Below are 19116 nucleotides of genomic sequence, written 5' to 3'. Positions count from 1 at the left end.
CCACCCCCATTTATGGTATTTCATCCCCTTTTGCCGAAAAAAAAGAGGGCAAGCCAGCTTACCCTCTTTTCCCCATCATATAACGATTTCAACCATAGGTAACGGCGATTCCCTGCTGTACCCAAACGTCTGCCGCCGTATTGTTGAAGCTGGCGTCGTGATAGACGTTATAGGTGATTCCCCCCGCAGTCTGGGTGCCGGTCTGGGCCCAACTGGAGCTGCTGGTAGTGGCCAGCAAATGGACCGTATCGGTGGATTCCCCCTTCACTTCCAGGTGAATACTGGCCCCATCCCCGGACAGCTGGGTCAACACATCCGCCGCACGGAGGCTCAGGGAATTATGGGCGGTGGTGGAGGCATTACTGCCCAGGTCAAAGACCTCAAAGCCTTGGACCTTACTGCCCACATTAGCCAGATTCAGGGAAATATTGCCGCTTTCAAAGGCCAGGGTATCCGTACCGGTTCCGCCGGAAACCGTGGCAAATTGGCTGCTGGCAATACCGATGGTGTCATCCCCCGCCTGGCCGTACGCCTGATCAAACTGGCCGCCACCAATGTTGTGGATTACGTCATTGCCCGTCCCACCGGTAACGGTATTCAGGGAATCGGTAACATTGATGGTTAGGGTAGTCGTACTGGTTTGCCCGTGCTCATCCGTAATGGTGTAGGTAAAGACATCCTGACCGAAGAGGGAGGAAGCATCGACAGTAACGGCCGCGGAGGCGGTGCCATAGATGGAATGCCCGATGGTTAGGCCGGTATCCGTATAGGTTCCCGCGTTGAGGTCATAGGTATAAATCTCCCCATCGCCTCTGAAACCATAAATGATGCCGTTCCCCCCCACTTCCATGCCATACATATTGCCAGGCAAACCGGACATCACCACGGTGGTGGCATGGGTACTCAAATCATATTTCACCAATTGGCCACTGGTGGTCACCGCATACAAGGCATTGTTGTAATAGATACCATCATCTGCCCAGCCGGTATTATTAACATTAAAGCGATCCAAATAAGTCGCCTTACCGGTAGCTTTATCTACCGTATAAATAGCGCCGTTGGTACCAAAATCATAGAGCAGGCCATTACTATCGGAAACAAGGCCATAAGAAGCAAATCCCGCAATACCGGAACTGCCTATTTTTGTCGCGGCACCAGTCGTCGTATCAATGCTGTATAAAATATCCCCATTGGTAATGCCATACAACTTACCGTCCGGCGTTGTTGCAATATCGTAGAGGGCACCCACACCACTATAACCAAGCACATGGCTGGCACCGGTGGTGGGGTCCAGAATACCGATATTCCCACCAGCATCCACGTAATAGGCCTGGGGGGTATGTACCCCATTACTGGCTTTTTCCAGAGCCTGGGTAGTCGCCAGGGTGCCATCTACGGTGTATTTATAGGTACCGTCGGCCTGCATAACCAAATTACCGTAAACCCCATGGATAACGGTATTCAGGCCACCAGCTGCGGCTGCGGAATTACCGGCCACCACCCCGGTGACGGAAATGGCATTTCCATCCGGATCGTAATCCTGATCCGCCGTCCCCGGCGTTACATCCCCGTTGATCGTCGCAGTAACACCGTCCGTCACGGTAGACGCCGCGTCAGATACAGCAGGGCTACCCGTAATGGTTATGCCCGTATTGGTCGCAACGCCGTTGGTGAGGTCAATGGTATAGACACCACCCGCATCCGTGATGCCATAAACCGTCCCATCCCCGTAACGCCCCAACCCATTAAGGCGGGCGGGCAGAGCGGAAATAATGACTGAAACCGTATTGGTCGATAAATCGTATTCCACCAATTTGTTATCAATCGTGGACATGTAAATGGCGTTATTGGAGTAAAGCAAATCCCCCGCCGTGGAATAACTTCCAAAAGTTCCCACCTGGGTGGTAGCACCGGTAAGGGGATTAATGGAATAAAGCCGTCCATCTGATCCGGTACCATAGAGCATGCCGTTTCCGTCAGCGCACAGGCTATAAAGCCCCTGCCCCCCGGCATTGTAATGACTGACCAGGGTCGCCGCACCGGTGGAAGTATTAATCTTATAAAGATTTCCGGCTTCCGTCCCCGAAGTGGCATACAAAGTTCCATCCGATGCCACAGCAAGACCGTTCAAAGCATGTCCGGTATTACCGTTAATGATGGTTCTTGCCCCCGTGGCAGGATCGAAATACCCCAGGGTATTGCCGTAGGAATAATAAAACACCGCCTGGGTCGGGATAGTAATTGTGGCCTGATCTGCAATCGCCACGGGCGGGTTGTTGTAGTTATAAACAAAATTAGCGCTATGGCCGCTCACATTCCCGGCCGTATCCGTCGCCGTCACGGAAAACTGATGACTAAATCCGGTGACCGTGGGGGTAAAGGTCCAATTTCCAGCCCCATTCGTGACGGTCTGGCCAATGATCGTATTGCCGTCGTAAATGGTAATGGCGCTATTGGCTTCGGCGGTGCCCTGCAAGGTTGGGGTGGGATCATCCGCCATGGCACCACTGGCCAGATTTCCTGTCTGGGCTCCCACGTTATCCAGGATAGAGCTGATCACCGGAGCGGCTGGCGCGGTGTAATCCAGGGTAACGTTAAACGCTGAGCTGGAGCTGCTCCGATTGCCAGCAGGATCGGTGGCTACCGCCGTAAAGCTGTGAGCCCCTTCCGCTAGGCCGGTACCCGGGGTGTAGCTCCAGTTCCCGCTACTGTCCGCCGTAGTCGTGCCCAGCAGGGTATTGCCGTCGTAAATCTGGACGGTGCTCCCTTTTTCCGCCGTACCGCTCAAACTTGGGGTTGAATCGTCGCTTTGACCACCATTGGTCAACGCCCCCTGGATCGAACCCACGTTGTCCATCACCGCGGTGATCACTGGAGCGGACGGCGCCGTGTGATCGATGGTGAAGGGGGTGCCCGCGGTCGTGCTGCTGTTCCCGGCCGCATCCGTCACCTTGATACTCGGGGTGTAGCTCCCGTCCGTCAGGGCGTCGCTGTTCGGCACGGTCACGCGGTAGTGGCCCGTGCTGTCCGCCGTGGTGCTGTAGGTCTTGCCGTTCACCGTGACTTCGACCTTAGCACCCGCTTCCGCCGCGCCCGTTACCGTCGGCGTCGTGTCGCTCGTTAGATTGTCTCCCAGGGTGCCCGTGTCGTTACCGGCCACCGCCGCCAGGGCGCCGGTGGTCCCTGTCGGAGCGGTGCTGTCGATGGTGAAGGCGGTACCTTGGGTCGTGCTGCTGTTCCCGGCCGCATCCGTCACCTTGATGCTCGGCGTGTAGCTCCCGTCCGTCAGGGCATCGCTGCTCGGCACGGTCACGCTGTAGTGGCCCGTGCTATCCGCCGTGGTGCTGTAGGTTTTACCGTTAATGGTGACTTCTACCTTAGCTCCGGCTTCCGCCGCGCCCGTTACCGTCGGCGTCGTGTCGCTCGTCAGGTTGTCGCCCAGGGTGCCCGTGTCGTTACCGGCCACCGCCGCCAGGGCGCCCGTGGTCCCTGTCGGAGCGGTGCTGTCGATGGTGAAGGCGGTACCTTGGGTCGTGCTGCTGTTCCCGGCCGCATCCGTCACCTTGATACTCGGGGTGTAGCTCCCGTCCGTCAGGGCGTCGCTGTTCGGCACGGTCACGCGGTAGTGGCCCGTGCTGTCCGCCGTGGTGCTGTAGGTCTTGCCGTTCACCGTGACTTCGACCTTAGCACCCGCTTCCGCCGCGCCCGTTACCGTCGGCGTGGTATCGCTCGTCAGGTTGTCTCCCGGCTTGCCCGTGTCCGAGGACGGTTCCAGGGCCCCCGTGGTGCCACTCGGTGCGGTGTAGTCCAGGGTAACGCCATAGGCGCTGCTGGCTCCGCTCCGGTTCCCGGCAGGATCGGTGGCCACCGCGGTGAAGCTATGGGCCCCTTCCGTCAGCCCCGTGGCCGGGGTGTAGCTCCAGGTGCCGCTGCTGCTGGCTACGGTACTGCCCAGCAGGGTGGCACCGTCGTAGATCTGGACCGTACTGCCCGCTTCCGCCGTGCCGCTCAGGCTCGGGGTGGGATCGTCGCTTTGGCCCCCGTTGGCTACCGTGCCCTGCACGCTGCCCACGTTGTCGCTGACCGTGGTAATTGCCGGGGCCGCCGGGGCCGTGGTGTCCACCGTGACGGCGTAGGCCGCCGACCCGGCACTGACCGTCCCGGCGCCGTTGGTGGCCGTCACCGTGAAGGTGTGCCGGCCGTCCGCCAGGCTGGTGGTCGGGGTGTAGGTCCAATGGCCGGTACTGTCCACCGTGGTGGTGCCCAGGGCGTAGCCGTTGTCGTACACCTGGATCGTGGTCCCCTTCGGGGCCGTCCCGCTTAAGGTCGGCTGGGTGTCGTCCGTCACCCCGTTGGTCGCTACCGCTCCTTGGACGCTGCCGACATCGTCCTGCAGGCTGGTGATGGCCGGCAGGCCCACCGCGCTGGTGTCCACCGTGAAGGGGAAGTTATTCGTGCTCGGGCTGGTGTTCCCCGCCCCATCCGTCTGGGTGGCGCTGATACTGTGGGTACCGTCCGCCAAATGGGTAGTGGGGGTGTAGGTCCAGTTGCCGTTGCTGTCTACCGTGGTGCTCCCCAGCAGGGTGCTGCCGTCGTAGAGCTTAACCGTGGCTCCCGCTTCTCCCGTCCCGTTGAGGGTCGGGGTGGCATCGTCCGTAATAGCACCAGAGTGCAGGGTCCCTTGGACAGCGCCGACGTCGTCTTTCACCGTGGTGATCACCGGCGCCGCTGGCGCCGTGCTGTCGATAGTGAAGGCGGTGCCGGCGGTGGTGCTGCTGTTCCCGGCCGCATCCGTCACCTTGATGCTCGGCGTGTAGCTCCCGTCCGTTAGGGCGTCGCTGTTCGGCACGGTCACGCTGTAGTGGCCCGTGCTGTCTGCCGTGGTGCTGTAGGTTTTACCGTTGACCGTGACTTCGACCTGGGCGCCCGCTTCCGCCGCGCCCGTTAGGGTCGGCGTCGTGTCGCTCGTCAGGTTGTCTCCCGGCTTGCCGGTATCCGAGGACGGGTCCAGGGCACCCGTGGTGCCGCTCGGGGCGGTGTAGTCCAGGGTGACGCCGTAGGCGCTGCTGGCTCCGCTCCGGTTGCCGGCGGGATCGGTGGCCACCGCGGTGAAGCTGTGGGCTCCTTCCGTTAGGCCCGTGGCCGGGGTGTAACTCCAGTGGCCCGTACTGTCCGCTGTGGTGCTGCCTAGCAGGGCAGCACCGTCGTAGATTTGCACGGTGCTGCCGGCTTCGGCGGTACCCGTCAGGCTCGGTGTCGGGTCGTCGCTCTGGCCGCCGTTGGCTACCGTCCCTTGTACGCTGCCCACATTGTCGCTGACCGTGGTAATTGCCGGGGCAGTAGGCGCCGTGTGATCAATGGTGAAGGGGGTACCGGCGGTGGTGCTGCTGTTCCCGGCAGCGTCCGTCACCTTGATGCTCGGGGTGTAGCTTCCGTCCGTTAGGGCGTCGCTGTTCGGCACGGTCACGCTGTAGTGGCCCGTGCTGTCTGCCGTGGTGCTGTAGGTCTTGCCGTTCACCGTGACTTCGACCTTAGCACCCGCTTCCGCCGCGCCCGTTACCGTCGGCGTGGTATCGCTCGTCAGGTTGTCTCCCGGCTTGCCGGTATCCGAGGACGGGTCCAGGGCACCCGTGGTGCCGCTCGGGGCGGTGTAATCCAGGGTGACGCCGTAGGCGCTACTGGCTCCGCTCCGGTTGCCCGCTACGTCCGTGGCCACCGCCGTGAAGCTGTGGGCCCCTTCCGTTAGGCCTGTGGCCGGGGTGTAGCTCCAGGTGCCGCTGCTAGTGGCGACGGTACTGCCCAGCAGGCTGCCGTTGTCGTACACCTGGACTGTGGCCCCCGCTTCCGCCGTGCCGCTTAAGCTCGGGGTGGGGTCGTCGCTTTGGCCCCCGTTGGCTACTGTGCCTTGCACACTGCCCACGTCGTCGCTGAGGCTGCTGATCACCGGGGCCGCCGGCGCTACCGTGTCTACCGTAATCCCGTAGGCGCTGGATGAGGGACTTACGGTCCCCGCGCTGTTGGTCGCCGTTACCGTGAAGCTGTGGGGACCGTCCGTCAGCACGCTCGGGACGTAGGCCCAGTAGCCATGGCTATCTGCTACCACACTCCCCAGCTCCACGCCGTTGTCGTACACCTTTACCCTGGTTCCCGCCGGCGCCGTCCCGTTCAGGGTCGGGTGGGCGTCGTCCGTCACTCCGTTCTGGGGCACGGCTCCTTGGATCGGCCCTTCGCTGTCTTGCACCGTGATGATGGTCGGGGTGCTGACGCTGCTGGTGTCCACCGTGAAGGGGAAGTTATTCGTGCTCGGGCTGGTGTTCCCGGCTACGTCCGTCTGGGTCGCGCTCAGACTGTGGGCGCCGTCCGTCAGAGGCTGCGTGGGGGTGTAACTCCAGTTGCCGTTGCTATCTACCGTGGTGCTCCCCAGCAGGGTGCTGCCGTCGTAGAGCTTGATCGTGGCTCCCGCTTCTCCCGTTCCGTTGAGGGTCGGGGTGGCGTCGTCCGTGGTGGCACCAGAGTGCAGGGTGCCTTGCACAGCCCCCACGTCGTCCGTCACGCTCTTGATTACCGGGGCGTTGGGGGCCGTGGTGTCTACACTAAAGCCATAAACCCCCGTGCTCGGGCTGGTGTTCCCCGCTCCGTTGGTGGCCGTGGCCGTGATGCCGTGGGGGCCGTCCGTCAGGGCGGTCGTCGGGGTGTAGCTCCAGTTGCCCGTGCTGTCCGCCGTGGTACTCCCCAGCAGGGTTCCGTTGTCGTACACCTGGATCGTGGCGCCCGCTTCCGCGGTCCCTTTGATTTCCGGGTGGGCGTCATCGGTCACGCCGCTGTCTTTGGTCACGTTCCCCGTGATCGGACCTACGTCGTCCAGTACGTTCAGGATCGCCGGCGCGGCCGGCGCTCCGCTGCCGATCAGGGTCAGGTCGAACCGGTTGCTCACCCCACTCTGGTTCCCCGCGGCGTCTTCCGCGACCGCCGTCAGACCATGGCTTCCCGTCAGGAGCGGGGTCGCCGGGGTGTAGGTCCAGTTACCGTTGTTGTCCGCGGTGGTGCTCCCCAGCAGGGTGGCGCCGTCGTAGATGGCTACCGTGCTCCCTGCTTCGGCGGTCCCTTGGACCGTGGGAGTGGCATCGTCCGTGGTGGCGCCGTTCGTCAGGGCACCGGTCACGGCTCCCACGTTGTCGGTCACCGTGGTGATCACCGGCGCCGTCGGCGCCGTGTGATCGATGGTGAAGGGGGTGCCAGCGGTGGTGCTGCTATTTCCGGCAGCGTCTGTCACCTTGATGCTCGGGGTGTAGCTCCCGTCCGTCAGGGCATCGCTGTTCGGTACCGTGATGCTGTAGTGGCCTGTGCTGTCCGCCGTGGTGCTGTAGGTTTTACCGTTCACCGTAACTTCGACCTGGGCGCCCGCTTCCGCGGCCCCGGTTAGGGTCGGCGTCGTGTCGCTCGTCAGGTTGTCTCCCAGGGTGCCGGTATCCGAGGACGGGTCCAGGGCCCCCGTGGTGCCGCTCGGGGCCGTGTAGTCCAGGGTGACGCCGTAGGCGCTACTGGCGCCGCTCCGGTTCCCGGCGGGATCGGTGGCCACCGCCGTGAAGCTGTGGGCTCCTTCCGTCAGCCCCGTGGCCGGGGTGTAGCTCCAGTGACCCGTACTGTCCGCCGTGGTGCTACCCAGCAGAGCGGCACCGTCGTAGATTTGCACGGTACTGCCGGCTTCGGCGGTACCCGTCAGGCTCGGTGTCGGGTCGTCGCTCTGGCCCCCGTTGGCTACTGTGCCTTGTACGCTCCCCACGTCGTCACTGAGGCTGCTGATCACCGGGGCCGCCGGCGCCACTGTGTCTACCGTAATCCCGTAGGCGCTGGATGCGGGACTTACGGTCCCCGCGCTGTTGGTCGCCGTCACTGTGAAGCTGTGGGTCCCGTCCACCAGCACGCTCGGGACGTAGGCCCAGTAGCCATGGCTATCCGCCACCACACTCCCCAGCTCCACGCCGTTGTCGTACACCTTTACTGTGGTTCCCGCCGGCGCCGTCCCGTTCAGGGTCGGGTGGGCGTCGTCCGTCACTCCATTCTGGGGCACGGCTCCTTGGATCGGCCCTTCGCTGTCTTGCACCGTGATGATGGTCGGGGTGCTGACGCTGCTGGTGTCCACCGTGAAGGGGAAGTTATTCGTGCTCGGGCTGGTGTTCCCGGCTACGTCCGTCTGGGTCGCGCTCAGACTGTGGGCGCCGTCCGTCAGGGGGGTGGTGGGGGTGTAGGTCCAGTTACCGTTACTGTCTACCGTGGTACTCCCCAGCAGGGTGCTGCCGTCGTAGAGCTTGACCGTGGCTCCCGCTTCTCCCGTCCCGTTGAGGGTCGGGGTGGCGTCGTCCGTGGTCGCACCAGAGTGCAGGGTGCCTTGCACGGCGCCCACGTCGTCCGTCACCGTGGTGATCACCGGGACCGCTGGCGCCGTGTGATCAATGGTGAAGGGGGTGCCGGCGGTGGTGCTGCTATTTCCGGCCGCATCCGTCACCTTGATGCTCGGCGTGTAGCTCCCGTCCGTCAGGGCGTCGCTGTTCGGTACCGTGATGCTGTAGTGGCCCGTGCTGTCCGCCGTGGTGCTGTAGGTCTTGCCGTTCACCGTGACTTCGACCTGCGCGCCCGCTTCCGCCGCGCCCGTTAGGGTCGGCGTCGTGTCGCTCGTTAGGTTGTCTCCCAGGGTGCCCGTGTCGTTACCGGCCACCGCTGCCAGGGCGCCCGTGGTCCCCGTCGGAGCGGTGCTGTCGATGGTGAAGGGGGTACCGGCGGTGGTGCTGCTGTTCCCGGCAGCGTCCGTCACCTTGATGCTCGGGGTGTAGCTTCCGTCCGTTAGGGCGTCGCTGTTCGGCACGGTCACGCGGTAGTGGCCCGTGCTGTCCGCCGTGGTGCTGTAGGTCTTGCCGTTCACCGTGACTTCGACCTTAGCACCCGCTTCCGCCGCGCCCGTTACCGTCGGCGTGGTATCGCTCGTCAGGTTGTCTCCCGGCTTGCCGGTATCCGAGGACGGGTCCAGGGCACCCGTGGTGCCGCTCGGGGCGGTGTAATCCAGGGTGACGCCGTAGGCGCTACTGGCTCCGCTCCGGTTGCCCGCTACGTCCGTGGCCACCGCCGTGAAGCTGTGGGCCCCTTCCGTTAGGCCTGTGGCCGGGGTGTAGCTCCAGGTGCCGCTGCTAGTGGCGACGGTACTGCCCAGCAGGCTGCCGTTGTCGTACACCTGGACTGTGGCCCCCGCTTCCGCCGTGCCGCTTAAGCTCGGGGTGGGGTCGTCGCTTTGGCCCCCGTTGGCTACTGTGCCTTGCACACTGCCCACGTCGTCGCTGAGGCTGCTGATCACCGGGGCCGCCGGCGCTACCGTGTCTACCGTAATCCCGTAGGCGCTGGATGAGGGACTTACGGTCCCCGCGCTGTTGGTCGCCGTTACCGTGAAGCTGTGGGGACCGTCCGTCAGCACGCTCGGGACGTAGGCCCAGTAGCCATGGCTATCTGCTACCACACTCCCCAGCTCCACGCCGTTGTCGTACACCTTTACCCTGGTTCCCGCCGGCGCCGTCCCGTTCAGGGTCGGGTGGGCGTCGTCCGTCACTCCGTTCTGGGGCACGGCTCCTTGGATCGGCCCTTCGCTGTCTTGCACCGTGATGATGGTCGGGGTGCTGACGCTGCTGGTGTCCACCGTGAAGGGGAAGTTATTCGTGCTCGGGCTGGTGTTCCCGGCTACGTCCGTCTGGGTCGCGCTCAGACTGTGGGCGCCGTCCGTCAGAGGCTGCGTGGGGGTGTAACTCCAGTTGCCGTTGCTATCTACCGTGGTGCTCCCCAGCAGGGTGCTGCCGTCGTAGAGCTTGATCGTGGCTCCCGCTTCTCCCGTTCCGTTGAGGGTCGGGGTGGCGTCGTCCGTGGTGGCACCAGAGTGCAGGGTGCCTTGCACAGCCCCCACGTCGTCCGTCACGCTCTTGATTACCGGGGCGTTGGGGGCCGTGGTGTCTACACTAAAGCCATAAACCCCCGTGCTCGGGCTGGTGTTCCCCGCTCCGTTGGTGGCCGTGGCCGTGATGCCGTGGGGGCCGTCCGTCAGGGCGGTCGTCGGGGTGTAGCTCCAGTTGCCCGTGCTGTCCGCCGTGGTACTCCCCAGCAGGGTTCCGTTGTCGTACACCTGGATCGTGGCGCCCGCTTCCGCGGTCCCTTTGATTTCCGGGTGGGCGTCATCGGTCACGCCGCTGTCTTTGGTCACGTTCCCCGTGATCGGACCTACGTCGTCCAGTACGTTCAGGATCGCCGGCGCGGCCGGCGCTCCGCTGCCGATCAGGGTCAGGTCGAACCGGTTGCTCACCCCACTCTGGTTCCCCGCGGCGTCTTCCGCGACCGCCGTCAGACCATGGCTTCCCGTCAGGAGCGGGGTCGCCGGGGTGTAGGTCCAGTTACCGTTGTTGTCCGCGGTGGTGCTCCCCAGCAGGGTGGCGCCGTCGTAGATGGCTACCGTGCTCCCTGCTTCGGCGGTCCCTTGGACCGTGGGAGTGGCATCGTCCGTGGTGGCGCCGTTCGTCAGGGCACCGGTCACGGCTCCCACGTTGTCGGTCACCGTGGTGATCACCGGCGCCGTCGGCGCCGTGTGATCGATGGTGAAGGGGGTGCCAGCGGTGGTGCTGCTATTTCCGGCAGCGTCTGTCACCTTGATGCTCGGGGTGTAGCTCCCGTCCGTCAGGGCATCGCTGTTCGGTACCGTGATGCTGTAGTGGCCTGTGCTGTCCGCCGTGGTGCTGTAGGTTTTACCGTTCACCGTAACTTCGACCTGGGCGCCCGCTTCCGCGGCCCCGGTTAGGGTCGGCGTCGTGTCGCTCGTCAGGTTGTCTCCCAGGGTGCCGGTATCCGAGGACGGGTCCAGGGCCCCCGTGGTGCCGCTCGGGGCCGTGTAGTCCAGGGTGACGCCGTAGGCGCTACTGGCGCCGCTCCGGTTCCCGGCGGGATCGGTGGCCACCGCCGTGAAGCTGTGGGCTCCTTCCGTCAGCCCCGTGGCCGGGGTGTAGCTCCAGTGACCCGTACTGTCCGCCGTGGTGCTACCCAGCAGAGCGGCACCGTCGTAGATTTGCACGGTACTGCCGGCTTCGGCGGTACCCGTCAGGCTCGGTGTCGGGTCGTCGCTCTGGCCCCCGTTGGCTACTGTGCCTTGTACGCTCCCCACGTCGTCACTGAGGCTGCTGATCACCGGGGCCGCCGGCGCCACTGTGTCTACCGTAATCCCGTAGGCGCTGGATGCGGGACTTACGGTCCCCGCGCTGTTGGTCGCCGTCACTGTGAAGCTGTGGGTCCCGTCCACCAGCACGCTCGGGACGTAGGCCCAGTAGCCATGGCTATCCGCCACCACACTCCCCAGCTCCACGCCGTTGTCGTACACCTTTACTGTGGTTCCCGCCGGCGCCGTCCCGTTCAGGGTCGGGTGGGCGTCGTCCGTCACTCCATTCTGGGGCACGGCTCCTTGGATCGGCCCTTCGCTGTCTTGCACCGTGATGATGGTCGGGGTGCTGACGCTGCTGGTGTCCACCGTGAAGGGGAAGTTATTCGTGCTCGGGCTGGTGTTCCCGGCTACGTCCGTCTGGGTCGCGCTCAGACTGTGGGCGCCGTCCGTCAGGGGGGTGGTGGGGGTGTAGGTCCAGTTACCGTTACTGTCTACCGTGGTACTCCCCAGCAGGGTGCTGCCGTCGTAGAGCTTGATCGTGGCTCCCGCTTCTCCCGTTCCGTTGAGGGTCGGGGTGGCGTCGTCCGTGGTGGCACCAGAGTGCAGGGTGCCTTGCACAGCCCCCACGTCGTCCGTCACGCTCTTGATTACCGGGGCGTTGGGGGCCGTGGTGTCTACACTAAAGCCATAAACCCCCGTGCTCGGGCTGGTGTTCCCCGCTCCGTTGGTCGCCGTGGCCGTGATGCCGTGGGGGCCGTCCGTCAGGGCGGTTGTCGGGGTGTAGCTCCAGTTGCCCGTGCTGTCCGCCGTGGTACTCCCCAGCAGGGTTCCGTTGTCGTATACCTGGATCGTGGCGCCCGCTTCCGCGGTCCCTTTGATTTCCGGGTGGGCGTCATCCGTAACGCCGCTGTCCTTGGTCACGTTCCCCGTGATCGGACCCACGTCGTCCAGTACGTTCAGGATCGCCGGCGCTGCCGGCGCTCCGCTGCCGATCAGGGTCAGGTCGAACCGGTTGCTCACCCCACTCTGGTTGCCCGCGGCGTCTTCCGCCACCGCCGTCAGCCCATGGCTTCCCGTCAGGAGCGGGGTCGCCGGGGTATAGGTCCAGTTACCGTTGTTGTCGGCGGTGGTGCTCCCCAGCAGGGTGGCGCCGTCGTAGATGGCTACCGTGCTGCCTGCTTCGGCGGTCCCTTGGACCGTGGGAGTGGCGTCGTCCGTGGTGGCGCCGTTCGTCAGGGCGCCGGTCACGGCCCCTACGTTGTCGGTCACCGTGGTGATCACCGGGGCCGTCGGCGCCGTGTGATCAATGGTGAAGGGGGTGCCTTGGGTCGTGCTGCTGTTCCCGGCCGCATCCGTCACCTTGATGCTCGGGGTGTAGCTCCCGTCCGTCAAAGCGTCGCTGCTCGGCACGGTCACGCTGTAGTGGCCCGTGCTGTCTGCCGTGGTGCTGTAGGTCTTGCCGTTCACCGTGACTTCGACCTGGGCGCCCGCTTCCGCCGCGCCCGTTACCGTCGGCGTCGTGTCGCTCGTCAGGTTGTCTCCCAGGGTGCCGGTATCCGAGGACGGGTCCAGGGCCCCCGTGGTACCGCTCGGCGCCGTGGTATCTACGCTAAAGCCGTACACGCCCGTGCTCGGGCTGGTATTCCCCGCTCCGTTGGTCGCCGTGGCCGTGATGCCGTGGGGGCCGTCCGTCAGGGCGGTCGTCGGGGTGTAGCTCCAGTTGCCCGTGCTGTCCGCCGTGGTACTGCCCAGCAGGCTGCCGTTGTCGTACACCTGGATCGTGGCCCCCGCTTCCGCGGTCCCTTTGATTTCCGGGTGGGCGTCATCGGTCACGCCGCTGTCCTTGGTCACGTTCCCCGTGATCGGACCCACGTCGTCCAGTACGTTCAGGATCGCCGGCGCTGCCGGCGCTCCGCTGCCGATCAGGGTCAGGTCGAACCGGTTGCTTACCCCACTCTGGTTGCCCGCGCCGTCTTCGGCCACCGCCGTCAGCCCATGGCTTCCCGTCAGGAGCGGGGTGGCCGGGGTGTAGGTCCAGTTACCGTTGTTGTCGGCGGTGGTGCTCCCCAGCAGGGTGGCGCCGTCGTAGATGGCTACCGTGCTCCCTGCTTCGGCGGTCCCTTGGACCGTGGGAGTGGCATCGTCCGTGGTGGCGCCGTTCGTCAGGGCGCCGGTCACGGCCCCTACGTTGTCCGTCACCGTGGTGATCACCGGGGCCGTCGGCGCCGTGTGATCGATGGTGAAGGGGGTGCCAGCGGTGGTGCTGCTATTTCCGGCAGCGTCTGTCACCTTGATGCTCGGGGTGTAGCTCCCGTCCGTCAGGGCATCGCTGTTCGGTACCGTGATGCTGTAGTGGCCTGTGCTGTCCGCCGTGGTGCTGTAGGTTTTACCGTTCACCGTAACTTCGACCTGGGCGCCCGCTTCCGCGGCCCCGGTTAGGGTCGGCGTCGTGTCGCTCGTCAGGTTGTCTCCCAGGGTGCCGGTATCCGAGGACGGGTCCAGGGCCCCCGTGGTGCCGCTCGGGGCCGTGTAGTCCAGGGTGACGCCGTAGGCGCTACTGGCGCCGCTCCGGTTCCCGGCGGGATCGGTGGCCACCGCCGTGAAGCTGTGGGCTCCTTCCGTCAGCCCCGTGGCCGGGGTGTAGCTCCAGTGACCCGTACTGTCCGCCGTGGTGCTACCCAGCAGAGCGGCACCGTCGTAGATTTGCACGGTACTGCCGGCTTCGGCGGTACCCGTCAGGCTCGGTGTCGGGTCGTCGCTCTGGCCCCCGTTGGCTACTGTGCCTTGTACGCTCCCCACGTCGTCACTGAGGCTGCTGATCACCGGGGCCGCCGGCGCCACTGTGTCTACCGTAATCCCGTAGGCGCTGGATGCGGGACTTACGGTCCCCGCGCTGTTGGTCGCCGTCACTGTGAAGCTGTGGGTCCCGTCCACCAGCACGCTCGGGACGTAGGCCCAGTAGCCATGGCTATCCGCCACCACACTCCCCAGCTCCACGCCGTTGTCGTACACCTTTACTGTGGTTCCCGCCGGCGCCGTCCCGTTCAGGGTCGGGTGGGCGTCGTCCGTCACTCCATTCTGGGGCACGGCTCCTTGGATCGGCCCTTCGCTGTCTTGCACCGTGATGATGGTCGGGGTGCTGACGCTGCTGGTGTCCACCGTGAAGGGGAAGTTATTCGTGCTCGGGCTGGTGTTCCCGGCTACGTCCGTCTGGGTCGCGCTCAGACTGTGGGCGCCGTCCGTCAGGGGGGTGGTGGGGGTGTAGGTCCAGTTACCGTTACTGTCTACCGTGGTACTCCCCAGCAGGGTGCTGCCGTCGTAGAGCTTGACCGTGGCTCCCGCTTCTCCCGTCCCGTTGAGGGTCGGGGTGGCGTCGTCCGTGGTCGCACCAGAGTGCAGGGTGCCTTGCACGGCGCCCACGTCGTCCGTCACCGTGGTGATCACCGGGACCGCTGGCGCCGTGTGATCAATGGTGAAGGGGGTGCCGGCGGTGGTGCTGCTATTTCCGGCCGCATCCGTCACCTTGATGCTCGGCGTGTAGCTCCCGTCCGTCAGGGCGTCGCTGTTCGGTACCGTGATGCTGTAGTGGCCCGTGCTGTCCGCCGTGGTGCTGTAGGTCTTGCCGTTCACCGTGACTTCGACCTGCGCGCCCGCTTCCGCCGCGCCCGTTAGGGTCGGCGTCGTGTCGCTCGTTAGGTTGTCTCCCAGGGTGCCCGTGTCGTTACCGGCCACCGCTGCCAGGGCGCCCGTGGTCCCCGTCGGAGCGGTGCTGTCGATGGTGAAGGGGGTACCGGCGGTGGTGCTGCTGTTCCCGGCAGCGTCCGTCACCTTGATGCTCGGGGTGTAGCTTCCGTCCGTTAGGGCGTCGCTGTTCGGCACGGTCACGCGGTAGTGGCCCGTGCTGTCCGCCGTGGTGCTGTAGGTCTTGCCGTTCACCGTGACTTCGACCTTAGCACCCGCTTCCGCCGCGCCCGTTACCGTCGGCGTGGTATCGCTCGTCAGGTTGTCTCCCGGCTTGCCGGTATCCGAGGACGGGTCCAGGGCACCCGTGGTGCCGCTCGGGGCGGTGTAATCCAGGGTGACGCCGTAGGCGCTACTGGCTCCGCTCCGGTTGCCCGCTACGTCCGTGGCCACCGCCGTGAAGCTGTGGGCCCCTTCCGTTAGGCCTGTGGCCGGGGTGTAGCTCCAGGTGCCGCTGCTAGTGGCGACGGTACTGCCCAGCAGGCTGCCGTTGTCGTACACCTGGACTGTGGCCCCCGCTTCCGCCGTGCCGCTTAAGCTCGGGGTGGGGTCGTCGCTTTGGCCCCCGTTGGCTACTGTGCCTTGCACACTGCCCACGTCGTCGCTGAGGCTGCTGATCACCGGGGCCGCCGGCGCTACCGTGTCTACCGTAATCCCGTAGGCGCTGGATGAGGGACTTACGGTCCCCGCGCTGTTGGTCGCCGTTACCGTGAAGCTGTGGGGACCGTCCGTCAGCACGCTCGGGACGTAGGCCCAGTAGCCATGGCTATCTGCTACCACACTCCCCAGCTCCACGCCGTTGTCGTACACCTTTACCCTGGTTCCCGCCGGCGCCGTCCCGTTCAGGGTCGGGTGGGCGTCGTCCGTCACTCCGTTCTGGGGCACGGCTCCTTGGATCGGCCCTTCGCTGTCTTGCACCGTGATGATGGTCGGGGTGCTGACGCTGCTGGTGTCCACCGTGAAGGGGAAGTTATTCGTGCTCGGGCTGGTGTTCCCGGCTACGTCCGTCTGGGTCGCGCTCAGACTGTGGGCGCCGTCCGTCAGAGGCTGCGTGGGGGTGTAACTCCAGTTGCCGTTGCTATCTACCGTGGTGCTCCCCAGCAGGGTGCTGCCGTCGTAGAGCTTGATCGTGGCTCCCGCTTCTCCCGTTCCGTTGAGGGTCGGGGTGGCGTCGTCCGTGGTGGCACCAGAGTGCAGGGTGCCTTGCACAGCCCCCACGTCGTCCGTCACGCTCTTGATTACCGGGGCGTTGGGGGCCGTGGTGTCTACACTAAAGCCATAAACCCCCGTGCTCGGGCTGGTGTTCCCCGCTCCGTTGGTCGCCGTGGCCGTGATGCCGTGGGGGCCGTCCGTCAGGGCGGTTGTCGGGGTGTAGCTCCAGTTGCCCGTGCTGTCCGCCGTGGTACTCCCCAGCAGGGTTCCGTTGTCGTATACCTGGATCGTGGCGCCCGCTTCCGCGGTCCCTTTGATTTCCGGGTGGGCGTCATCCGTAACGCCGCTGTCCTTGGTCACGTTCCCCGTGATCGGACCCACGTCGTCCAGTACGTTCAGGATCGCCGGCGCTGCCGGCGCTCCGCTGCCGATCAGGGTCAGGTCGAACCGGTTGCTCACCCCACTCTGGTTGCCCGCGGCGTCTTCCGCCACCGCCGTCAGCCCATGGCTTCCCGTCAGGAGCGGGGTCGCCGGGGTATAGGTCCAGTTACCGTTGTTGTCGGCGGTGGTGCTCCCCAGCAGGGTGGCGCCGTCGTAGATGGCTACCGTGCTGCCTGCTTCGGCGGTCCCTTGGACCGTGGGAGTGGCGTCGTCCGTGGTGGCGCCGTTCGTCAGGGCGCCGGTCACGGCCCCTACGTTGTCGGTCACCGTGGTGATCACCGGGGCCGCTGGCGCCGTGTGATCGATGGTGAAGGGGGTGCCGGCGGTGGTGCTGCTGTTCCCGGCAGCGTCCGTTACCTTGATGCTCGGGGTGTAGCTCCCGTCCGTCAGGGCATCGCTGCTCGGCACGGTCACGCTGTAGTGGCCCGTGCTGTCCGCCGTGGTGCTGTAGGTCTTGCCGTTCACCGTGACTTCGACCTTAGCACCGGCTTCCGCCGCGCCCGTTACCGTCGGCGTGGTGTCGCTCGTCAGGTTGTCTCCCGGGGTCCCGGTGTCGGAGGACGGGTCCAGGGCCCCCGTGGTGCCGCTCGGGGCGGTGGTATCCACGCTAAAGCCGTACACGCCCGTGCTCGGGCTGGTGTTCCCCGCTCCGTTGGTCGCCGTGGCCGTGATGCCGTGGGGGCCGTCCGTCAGGGCGGTTGTCGGGGTGTAGCTCCAGTTGCCCGTGCTGTCCGCCGTGGTACTCCCCAGCAGGGTTCCGTTGTCGTACACCTGGATCGTGGCGCCCGCTTCCGCGGTCCCTTTGATTTCCGGGTGGGCGTCATCGGTCACGCCGCTGTCCTTGGTCACGTTCCCCGTGATCGGACCTACGTCGTCCAGTACGTTCAGGATCGCCGGCGCGGCCGGCGCTCCGCTGCCGATCAGGGTCAGGTCGAACCGGTTGCTCACCCCACTCTGGTTCCCCGCGGCGTCTTCCGCGACCGCCGTCAGACCATGGCTTCCCGTCAGGAGCGGGGTCGCCGGGGTGTAGGTCCAGTTACCGTTGTTGTCCGCGGTGGTGCTCCCCAGCAGGGTGGCGCCGTCGTAGATGGCTACCGTGCTCCCTGCTTCGGCGGTCCCTTGGACCGTGGGAGTGGCATCGTCCGTGGTGGCGCCGTTCGTCAGGGCACCGGTCACGGCTCCCACGTTGTCGGTCACCGTGGTGATCACCGGCGCCGTCGGCGCCGTGTGATCGATGGTGAAGGGGGTGCCAGCGGTGGTGCTGCTATTTCCGGCAGCGTCTGTCACCTTGATGCTCGGGGTGTAGCTCCCGTCCGTCAGGGCATCGCTGTTCGGTACCGTGATGCTGTAGTGGCCTGTGCTGTCCGCCGTGGTGCTGTAGGTTTTACCGTTCACCGTAACTTCGACCTGGGCGCCCGCTTCCGCGGCCCCGGTTAGGGTCGGCGTCGTGTCGCTCGTCAGGTTGTCTCCCAGGGTGCCGGTATCCGAGGACGGGTCCAGGGCCCCCGTGGTGCCGCTCGGGGCCGTGTAGTCCAGGGTGACGCCGTAGGCGCTACTGGCGCCGCTCCGGTTCCCGGCGGGATCGGTGGCCACCGCCGTGAAGCTGTGGGCTCCTTCCGTTAGGCCCGTGGCCGGGGTGTAGCTCCAGTGACCCGTACTGTCCGCCGTGGTGCTGCCTAGCAGGGCGGCACCGTCGTAGATTTGCACGGTGCTGCCGGCTTCGGCGGTACCCGTCAGGCTCGGGGTCGGGTCGTCGCTTTGGCCGCCATTGGCTACTGTGCCTTGTACGCTCCCCACGTCGTCACTGAGGCTGCTGATCACCGGCGCCGCCGGCGCCACTGTGTCTACCGTAATCCCGTAGGCGCTGGATGCGGGACTTACGGTCCCCGCGCTGTTGGTCGCCGTTACCGTGAAGCTGTGGGGGCCGTCCACCAGGCTTGTGGTCGGGGTGTAGGCCCAGTGACCGGTACTGTCCGCCGTGGTGCTGCCCAACAGGTTACCGTTGTCGTATACCTGGATCGTAGTTCCGGCCGGAGCCGTCCCGTTCAGGATCGGGTGGGTGTCGTCCGTCACGCCATTAGGCGCAACGGCACCCTGGACGCTCCCAACGCTGTCTTCCAGGCTGGTGATGGTCGGAGTTGCAACTTGCCCGCCCCCATTGCCACCGTTCTGTCCGCCCCCATTCTGTCCATTGCCGTTTTGTTGTGCCTGGTTTGACGCCAAAGCAGCGGCGGCCGCGGCCGCGCCAGCTCCGGCAGCCCCACCCAGGAGGGACAAGGGAGCCACGAAACCGAAAGCCGGGGCTTCCTGGTTCAAAATCAGGTCAGGGTCGGCATACCCCGCTGCATCATTGGATAAAACGGCAATTGGCGTACCGTTGTCGCCCCCCTCGTTCAGATAGGAGCTGACGGCGGCATCGGGAGACGCCATGGCCTCCGTATCATTCAGATTGACGGAATCTCCCGCCAGCCCCTGACCGCCCATCCCGTCCGAGGACGAAGTGGTGCCGTTCGGCTGGCTGTTATCTACCGCATTGGCTTGATCGTCTTTATTGGGCTGTTTAGGGTCCCCAGGATTACCGAGCACTTCATCCTGTGGCTGGG

General features: G+C 65.2%; 1 protein-coding gene. It reads right to left on the bottom strand.

The genetic code is table 11. The features are described from left to right. Positions 1 to 88: 88 nt before the first annotated feature. Entirely contained in the window at positions 89 to 19099 is a 19011-nt protein-coding gene (locus Azoinq_RS12610) for an Ig-like domain-containing protein (RefSeq protein WP_216128562.1), read from the bottom strand. Positions 19100 to 19116 lie beyond the last annotated feature (17 nt).

This window comes from Azospira inquinata (genome assembly GCF_018905915.1).
GTDB classification, from domain to species: domain Bacteria; phylum Pseudomonadota; class Gammaproteobacteria; order Burkholderiales; family Rhodocyclaceae; genus Azospira; species Azospira inquinata.
The sequence above is the reverse complement of the archived record's forward strand: the minus strand, read 5'-3'. Positions and strand labels throughout refer to the sequence as shown.